Source organism: Pseudomonadota bacterium (assembly GCA_034660915.1).
Classification (GTDB): domain Bacteria; phylum Desulfobacterota; class Anaeroferrophillalia; order Anaeroferrophillales; family Anaeroferrophillaceae; genus DQWO01.
Map to the genome: position 1 here is coordinate 1 of JAYEKE010000206.1, position 8,377 is coordinate 8,377.

An 8,377-nucleotide genomic window follows, 5' to 3' on the forward strand; every position below is an offset into this window, starting at 1 on the left:
AGCTAAATGCTAAGAGCTAATCGCTAATTGCTTAACTTAGGTTAAAATCACTTTTCATACAGCGATGTTTCGCCTGCCGGTCTGGTTTTAAACCGTCGGTGAATCCAGAAATAATCTTCCGGCATCAGCCGGATTCCTTCCTCTACGCGGCGGTTCATCAGGGTCGCGTCCGCTACCGGATCATCAGTTGGAAAAGGTTCAAGTGGCGGCATGAAGACTATTTCCACCCCCTTTCCATAAGGCAGAAAACGGCTGCAGCAGGGAATGACCACCGCATCAGCCAGTTTGGCAAACCGGCCGAGGGTGGGATATGTCGCGGTCTGGATGCCAAAAAAAGGGACAAAAATTCCCCGGCGGCGACCAGGATTCTGATCCGGCAGATAATAGAAGGTCAACCCCTGGCGTAAAAAGCGCACCAGGGTTTTCAATGAACTCTTATGCTCAATCATGATGCCGCCATATCGGCAGCGGCCTTGATATACCTGCCGGTCAATAACCGGATCATGTATTTTCCGGTACATGCTGACTCCGGGGCATTCGAGGGAAAAACACATGCCCCCCAGCTCAAGGCCGAGAAAATGGGGCGCCAGGAAAATAATATGGCGTCCATCGGCAACGGCCTGATCATAGTATTCACGATTGCGATATTGAATCAATTTTTTCAGGCGCTTCTTAGAGGCGACCCAGCTGACGCCAGTGCTGAATAAAGCCACCCCCAGGGCGGCGAAATGCCGATGGGTCAAACGGTCAACCTCCCCGGTGGAGAGTTCAGGAAAACAAAGCTCAATATTTCGGCGGGCGATGCGACGTCGGGAAGCAAACAGGTAGTAGCCCAGCCGGCCAGTAATGGTTCCCAGGCACCAGAGCAGCGGCAGGGGAAGCAGGCCAATCCCTTTGGTCAGCCAGACGGCCGCCCAGGACAGCCAGTAGCGGGGATGGTAAAGTGGAGGTTTCAAGGATAAAGGCCAAAGGATAAAGGATAAAGGTAGCCTTAAAAGAAATATTTATTTCGGGGAGACATCTCTTCCTGATTAAATGACTGATATTCCTTATCTACCCGGTTAATCAATTTGATGAAACGATAACGCATGGCATTCTTGGCATCTTTGAGATAACGATGCCCGGCATCCTGACACCGTGGACAGGCATTGATGGGGATTTCTATGCCCAGACAGCGATCATTAACCGAAGACTTGCTTTCAATAATTCTCAAGCCGGCGCAGGCCGAACAGATTATCACTTTTTCTGTCTGTTCGTCACTGATACCATCAGTATCGTAATATACTGATTTTGTCCGGCTGGCAAAATCACCATCCTGGCCGATTGGCTTTAGGAATTGTCGATATTGGCCCATAATTTCCTGACAGAGATTTTCAATATAAGTATCTATTTTTGCTGATTGCCGTATCCTTTCCGGATCATAGTCCGGTTCCCGGACATGGCTGTAATCCACCCCGGCCATGGCCAGCACAATGCCCAGGTTGACATAGGGCAGGGCCCCCTGGATTGCATAGCCGCCTTCCAGGACGGCAATGTCAGGGCTCAGTTTTTCATTGAGCCGGGCATAGCCCTGGGCGGAAAAACTCATGTTGGTAATCGGATCGGTGTAATGGTTATCCTGACCGGCGGAATTGATAATCAAGTCAGGCTTGAAATCCTCCAGGATTGGCAGGACAACTTCATCCATAACATATAAAAAACCGCTGTCGGATGTCTGGGGTGGCAGGGGGATGTTAATGGTTCTGCCGATGGCATTTGGTCCTCCCCGTTCACTCACAAAGCCGGATCCTGGATAGAGGGTACGACCATCCTGATGCAGGGAAATAAAAAGCGTGTCAGGGTCATGCCAATAGATATTCTGAGTTCCATCACCATGATGGCAATCCGTGTCGACGATGGCAATCTTACACTGTCCATAAGTTTCCCGGATAAATTCAATCATTACCGCTTCATTGTTGATGTTGCAGAAACCGCGGTTGCCATGTACCACCTTCATGGCATGGTGGCCGGGTGGCCGGACGATGGCAAACGCTTTTTCAACCTTCTTTTCCATCACCAGCTGGGCTGCTTTAATAGCTCCTCCGGCGGCGATCAGGTGTGATTCTGTGGCAACCGCACCGACATTTGGATAACAGAAGTGGGTGCGATCGATATCCACCGGAGTGGCAATATCCGGTTTGTATTCATTGATGCCGTTGATATCAAAAACCCCTTCTTCCCGCAGCTGGTCCTGAGTATAGAGCAGCCGTTCCTCCCGTTCGGGATGGGTGGCGTCAATGGCCCAGTCATAGGCCGGGAAAAAAATAACCCCCAGTTTATTATCAGCGGAAATCATGAGGTTTGCAATCCTTTTCGATATTCCTGTTCGATTCCGGGTTTAAGCTGGCAACTGACCCGGATATTTTTGCCGACGGTAAAATAGTTGCTGATCATGTTGAAAGAATCAGCTTCAACTGTTTCAATATCATTTTCATTGATATCTTTATGGTCGTAGTGCTGCAGGTAGGCTGCCAATGATGTTTTGCCTTTGGAAATAGCATCATCAAGGGAGTACTGGAAGGGTATTTTTTCGACAACTTCCAGTACCGGAATCATCAGGGTTTTCTTTTCGGTGTCGGCAAAGAGTTCTATTTCCATGGTGGAGCGGGTAAGGGCGGCGCCGATGGCATTGGCAATGGCATAATCATGGGGTACGGTTTCCGGTATTTTGAAAGCTTTGGCCAGTATGCCGGCTATGGAGGCAGCCGGACCACCCATGATATAGATTTTTTTTGGGGCCAGTTTCCGGTTGGCAAGCATTTCATGCACAGTGTAAACCGGACGGTTATTTATTTCCTGAATCAGCTCACTGGTCGCACTGAGAATGCTGTTGATCGCGGTATCAATAATCTTGTCAGCCAGTTCCGGCAGGGTGGTTTGCCGTTTTTCTGCCAGGAGGGTCATTCCATCAACGGAAGCCTGCTTATTGCCGGCGGTTGATAACCCTTTAATGTTACAGGCATCTATCAAGGTTGGTTTTGTGCCGCCAAAGGCCATTGCCGGACCATGACGTTGAGGACCTACCGTAAGTTTGTCTTTACTGACTTGAACGAGAGAATCACCGCCAATGCCAATGGATCTGGTGATAAGAGCGCGGACCAGAGTAGAATGACCACCGATGTTGATGCCTTCCTTTTCCAGCAGCGGTGCTCCAGTGGCAAAAATGGCAATATCCGTGGTTGTGCCGCCTATATCCAGAATAATGGCATCTTCAGAGATATCGCAAAGGGCGACAATGCCCATAACACTGGCAGCCGGCCCTGAAAGGATGGATTCAACCGGCAAACGCCGGGAGACTGAAAAAGGCATGGTGCCGCCGTCAGCTTTCAGGATGTTAATGGGCGCCTGAACACCCAGCTTTTTCACGCTGTCTTCGATGGCATCCGCAAAGTGGTTGAAAGGCTGTCTGATGGCTGAATTGTAATAGGCGGTGGCAATTCGTCGGGGAAAATTCAATCGCCCTGAAAGTTGGTGCCCCAGCGTAACAAAGTCGGCATGGGGGGGCAGCTTTTTTTGCAGAATTTTTTCGTGAATGGGATTACGGGGAGAAAATTTACTGACGGCGGCATAGTGTCGAACATCATCCGCTCTGCAGGCTTGAAGATAGCTTTCAATCTGGCCGTCTGCCAACGGCTCACGTTCCACCCCCCGGTGATCGATGGATCCCTGACAGGAAAAATAGTGGTCACCGATTTGATACTGCTGCGGATCAATTCCGGGACCTGACGCTACAAACATGCCCACCGGATCCAGTTTTTGTTCAATGATGGCATTGGTGGTCAGGGTGGTGCTCAGGTTTATTTTACGTATCTGCCGGGGGCTGACACTCTGCAAGACCTCTTCAAGTGCCATCTGCACGGAATGAAGCAGGTTGTCATGGACGGTTATAACTTTTGCCGTTGCCACAATTCCCTGCTGATTGATAATCACCGCATCCGTGTGGGTGCCGCCAACATCGATTCCCAGTAACATCTAATCTCATCCCCTAAGTGCTGATTTCATTCCATCTGCTTTAGATGTAACATGATCTTTCAGTAATCGTCCAGTAAAAAGCATGATTAAAGGCGGTAAAGCACAGCAGGAGCTCCCGATATCCATATTAGTGTAATGGGATGTTTTGGTCTTATTTACCGGATTATTTTTTGGCATTGATGGTTTCCTGGCAGAAATTAAACTGATTATTATTTATCTTTTGACTGTCCCTGTTTAAGGGTGTTGCAACGAATTGCGTAAACTATTGAAATCATAGAGCTTTTTAGCGAAAACCCCATAGAAGGATTTTGCTGGAAACGTCAATAAAATCAAGGTGTTACAAAGATGTTACAACACCCTTTGTTTGTCGGAAGAATAGACAATATATCACTTAATTATCCTCAAATCAGAATAAAAGTCAATACTGCTACCGTCAGTTTCCGGTTAATTTCCAAATAATGGTAAATATTTTTGGAAGAATACCGAAAAAACAATAAATGTCAAAAGATAAGGGGGTTTTTGTTTAAGCCTCCTTCAGGGGAAGGTGAATGGCGAAAATTACCATTGGCATCGCGGATATGAAAGCAAGTGCCGATTCGGCGGATATCCTGACAACTTATTGTCTGGGTTCCTGTATCGGGCTTTCTCTCTATGATCCCGTGGCCAGGGTAGGTGGAATACTGCATTATATGTTGCCCAGTGATTCGATCAATCCGTTAAAGGGAGAAAGTAAACCCTACATGTTTGGCAGTACCGGGATCCCTCGGCTCTTTAAAACCTGTTATCAGCTGGGAGCTGAAAAGAAGCGATTAATTGTTAAGGTTGCCGGTGGTGGGCAGGTTTTGAATGAAAGTGGAATGTTTAATATAGGGAAAAGAAATTATGCATTCTTAAGGAAAATCCTCTGGAAAAACAATGTGATGATCGATGCTGAAAGTATTGGGGGGAATAATAATCGGACCATGTATTTGCGCTTATCAGATGGACAGGTAATGGTAAAGTTATCGCGGGAAGAAATGGTGGTGCTATGAAGCACATGGATGAAATACTGGCAAGCATTCATCAGATTCCACCTTTTCCTCAAGTGGCTCTCAAAGCAATGGATATTATCAGCAATCCACAATATATTGTCAGTGATCTGGTTGAGGTTATTCGCCTGGATCAATCGATTACTGCTAATATCCTTAAATTATGCAATTCAGCTTATTTTGGTTTGCCCCGTAAAGTTTCATCTTTGAAAGAAGCGGTTGTTTATCTTGGAACTACCCAATTAAGGCAGGTTCTTTTAGGCAGTGGTGCCAAAGATATCTATGATCGTCCAGACAAAGGATACTCATATTTTGTCGGAGAACTCTGGCAGCATGCCATTGCCTGCGCCTTGATGTCCCAGCTCCTGGCGCGGCATCTGCGATTGCCACTGGATGAGAATAGCATTTTTACGGCAGCGTTGCTTCATGATGTGGGAAAAGTTGTTTTAAGTACCTATGTCAGCCAGGAGTTTGCCGAGATTGACATTATGGTGAAAGAGGAAAAGTTGTCATTTCATGAAGCTGAACGTCGGGTGCTTGGCTTTGATCACGCGGAGATCGGCGGTCGGCTGGCGGAACTATGGAAATTTCCAGATTTAATTGTAGCCGCGATTCGCTTTCATCATCAACCTGAAAAAGCTCCAAAACAATATCGTTTGCTGAGTGAACTTATAGCATTAGCTGATGGCCTGGTCCTGATGGTTGGTTATGGCACTTCTGTTGATGGTTTGTCCTATCATATTCCTCACCTGCTGGTTGATAAGCTCAAACTTAAAAAGGATGACATCCAAGTCTTAATGATAAAATTTCAGGAAGAAATGGACAAGGCTCAGGAAATGATTGATGTTAAGGATGCATTATAAAACAAAACAGCTGTAAGCTGATAAAGGGATTTAATCTATTATGATAGATTTTATCAAGGAGGAACAGTGCAATGGCTTTTAACCTTTTAATAGTGGATGATTCGGTTTCCATCCGGCAGATTATTAAGCGGGTAATATCCATTTCCGGCTTTGTTACTGGTGATATTTATGAGGCTGAGAACGGTTTGGAGGCTATTAAAGTTCTTGCCGGTAAACAGGTGGACCTGGTTCTCAGTGATATTCATATGCCTGAAATGGATGGTATTACTTTGCTGGAAAAGGTTAAGAAAAACAGGGCACTGTGCCACATACCAGTTGTTATGGTGACCACGGAAGCCCGGGAGCAGCTGGTCAGTAAAGTGATGGAATTGGGAGCTTCTGGTTATATTAGCAAACCGTTTCGTCCTGAAGAGATAAAACAGTTGTTGCAGAGAATTTTAGGAGTTGAAGATGCTGGAGATGACAAGACAGAATTTGAGGAAGGTGATTTCTAATGTTTTGGAAAGTATGTTTTTCATCTTTATTGAACCGGTTTCCGCCAGCGAATGTGCCAGGGACCTGACTGGTGTAAATTTCCACCAAGTCCAAATTTCATTAATCGGTCCTCAACAAAAGCTGGATCTTGATTTCTTTTTTGCTGTTTCTCTGGCTGAGCAGATGGCCGCAAACTTTCTCGGAGTAGATATCTGCGATGTCAATAATTTACAGGTTTTGGATGTTTTGAAAGAAGTGGTTAATATGGTAGCTGGCGGTTTAGTCAATATATGCGATCCCGATGGCAGTATACTGCTTGGTATCCCGAATATTCCTGAAACCGCAGTTCCGGGAGAGGATATAATAATTAATAGCGAGTTAAACTGCTATGGTTCAGATGACGGATATCTTTTAGTTCGCTGCCTGGGGAATTAATGCCTTTTGATTTGAAGCCGGAAGTTTCCAATACACACATGTGCACAATTACAAAAGGGCAGGTAGGCTAATGCGGGAACATATCCCGTAACCCAAACGGACTTTTACGGCCCGCAAATAAGTACTCTTATCAGAACATTTTCTTGTTAAAAAAACAAGAAAATAACCTGTAAGGTACTAAAGTTTTGTCCTTGCCTGACGATGATAATTACCTAAATTAAGCGATTAGCTTTTAGCATTTAGTTATTAGCTCAATGATTACAAGATGTTTAATATTATACATGTTCACCCGATGGGTGTTGTTACTAATCAACGTAAAGCCCTGATTATTAAAGGCTAAATGCTAATGGCTAACCGCTAATAGCTCAGCTTAGGAATTAATATTATTAAGCTTGCAGCCTAACAAAGAAGATGGATCAGGAAATCATGAACGATATTACCACAGAAAGCAGCGGGAACTCAGCGGGACAAGTTTCATCTATAACAATTCTGAATGAATTGGATGTTCAGCTGAAGATAATGAACGATAAAATTGATAACGTATTAAATTTATTGAATTTGTATATGGAATTTGAAGAGGTGGTCCGCAGCTTTATTCTTGAAGATAATCCAAGTCTGGAAAAGCAGCTTGAAGCTATTGAGGAATGTAAAGCTGATCTTGAGCCGGAAAGCATAACTGATGATCTGGAAAACCTGGTTGAAAATGCAGTTTATCTGATGGAAGAACTAAAAACTAAGAGCCTTTGATGAAGTTCTGAGATGAATAGCTGTAAAAAAAAGGCGGCCTGACAGGCCGCCTTTACTGTTCGTTCTTTCTTTCTTTTCTTTGAGAATATCTTGAAAAAATGTCTGATATAGTGCGGAATTCAGAATAGCATGATGTCAAGCCTTTAGGTGAGCAGAGAAAATTCAACGGCAAAGGAACCATAATCCGTAGAAAAGGGCAGGACGATTACTGGTGAAGAGGTGATATGGCGTATAGTGTGGTTGGTGCCGGCAATAATGGTTGGGATGCCGGCTTTAAGATTGATTTTCATGGCTTCAAGCTTCGTCCTTGCCTGGCCACAGATCATGTTGGTCAGCTCACCCACCGCATCGTTGACTTCCTCATCCAGTTCGTCGTGGACTTCACCCAGCATTTTTTCCAGAATACCTTTTATGCAGGGGAAAGAAAAAGAAATGGATAGAGAGCCTTCGTGATCCCCGGATATGCCGATAACTCCGGTAATATCTCCTTTGGCGATTTCATCCTTTTTTACATAAGGTTTTCCCGGTTTGGAATTGACAAAAGCCATAGTTTTCAAGACATGAATTGTGGCCTCAAGAAATGGGTTGATATAGCGAACGTCCACTGGCGGTTCCTCTACAGGTTGGATGTGTTTTTTTACTTTTTCAACTCTCTGAGTTGCTATAAAAACAGCTGAAAATAAATCTCCAAAGATGTTCCGGCATGGCTCTCGCTCATTCTCGCCGACCGTCCATGGCCTGCCTGTGCGTGCCGCACGCAGACAGGCCGGCTTCCGAGGCGTCCGCCGCGAATCACATCGTGTGATTCGTTCGGCGGCC

9 protein-coding genes are annotated in these 8,377 nt (G+C 45.4%); 5 read left to right on the top strand and 4 right to left on the bottom strand.

The window, feature by feature from the left end; all coding sequences use genetic code 11:
* Positions 1–47 precede the first annotated feature (47 nt).
* Genes U9P07_11545 through U9P07_11555 form a run of 3 tightly spaced genes read right to left on the bottom strand, consistent with a single transcriptional unit; the run spans position 48 to position 4,011 of the window.
* Positions 48–956 (bottom strand): lipid A biosynthesis acyltransferase, encoded by a 909-nt coding sequence (locus U9P07_11545; GenBank protein MEA2110040.1) that lies wholly within the window; start codon positions 954–956, stop codon positions 48–50.
* Positions 957–991: 35 nt separating this feature from the next.
* A complete protein-coding gene (locus tag U9P07_11550; GenBank protein ID MEA2110041.1) occupies positions 992–2,335 on the bottom strand; it encodes a histone deacetylase in 1,344 nt (447 codons plus the stop codon).
* Entirely contained in the window at positions 2,332–4,011 is a 1,680-nt protein-coding gene (locus U9P07_11555) for a hydantoinase/oxoprolinase family protein (GenBank protein MEA2110042.1), read from the bottom strand. The genes U9P07_11550 and U9P07_11555 overlap by 4 nt, the downstream gene beginning before the upstream one ends.
* A gap of 548 nt (positions 4,012–4,559) precedes the next feature.
* On the opposite strand from U9P07_11555, the gene U9P07_11560 reads away from it, so the two are divergent.
* From U9P07_11560 to U9P07_11580, 5 genes are all read left to right on the top strand, one after another.
* On the top strand, positions 4,560–5,042 hold the full coding sequence (locus U9P07_11560; protein ID MEA2110043.1) for a chemotaxis protein CheD: 483 nt from the start codon (positions 4,560–4,562) through the stop codon (positions 5,040–5,042).
* Positions 5,039–5,902 (top strand): HDOD domain-containing protein, encoded by an 864-nt coding sequence (locus U9P07_11565; GenBank protein MEA2110044.1) that lies wholly within the window; start codon positions 5,039–5,041, stop codon positions 5,900–5,902. Before U9P07_11560 ends, U9P07_11565 begins: the two co-directional genes overlap by 4 nt.
* A 71-nt stretch (positions 5,903–5,973) precedes the next feature.
* Positions 5,974–6,396 (top strand): response regulator, encoded by a 423-nt coding sequence (locus tag U9P07_11570; protein ID MEA2110045.1) that lies wholly within the window; start codon positions 5,974–5,976, stop codon positions 6,394–6,396.
* Positions 6,353–6,811, top strand: a complete 459-nt coding sequence (locus U9P07_11575) for a hypothetical protein (protein ID MEA2110046.1) — start codon at positions 6,353–6,355, stop codon at positions 6,809–6,811. The genes U9P07_11570 and U9P07_11575 overlap by 44 nt, the downstream gene beginning before the upstream one ends.
* A 426-nt stretch (positions 6,812–7,237) precedes the next feature.
* Positions 7,238–7,558, top strand: a complete 321-nt coding sequence (locus U9P07_11580; protein ID MEA2110047.1) for a hypothetical protein — start codon at positions 7,238–7,240, stop codon at positions 7,556–7,558.
* Between the two features lie 143 nt (positions 7,559–7,701).
* On the opposite strand, the gene U9P07_11585 is transcribed toward U9P07_11580, so the two are convergent.
* Positions 7,702–8,163: a chemotaxis protein CheX gene (locus U9P07_11585; GenBank protein ID MEA2110048.1), complete on the bottom strand. Its 462-nt coding sequence runs from the start codon at positions 8,161–8,163 to the stop codon at positions 7,702–7,704.
* Positions 8,164–8,377: the final 214 nt, after the last annotated feature.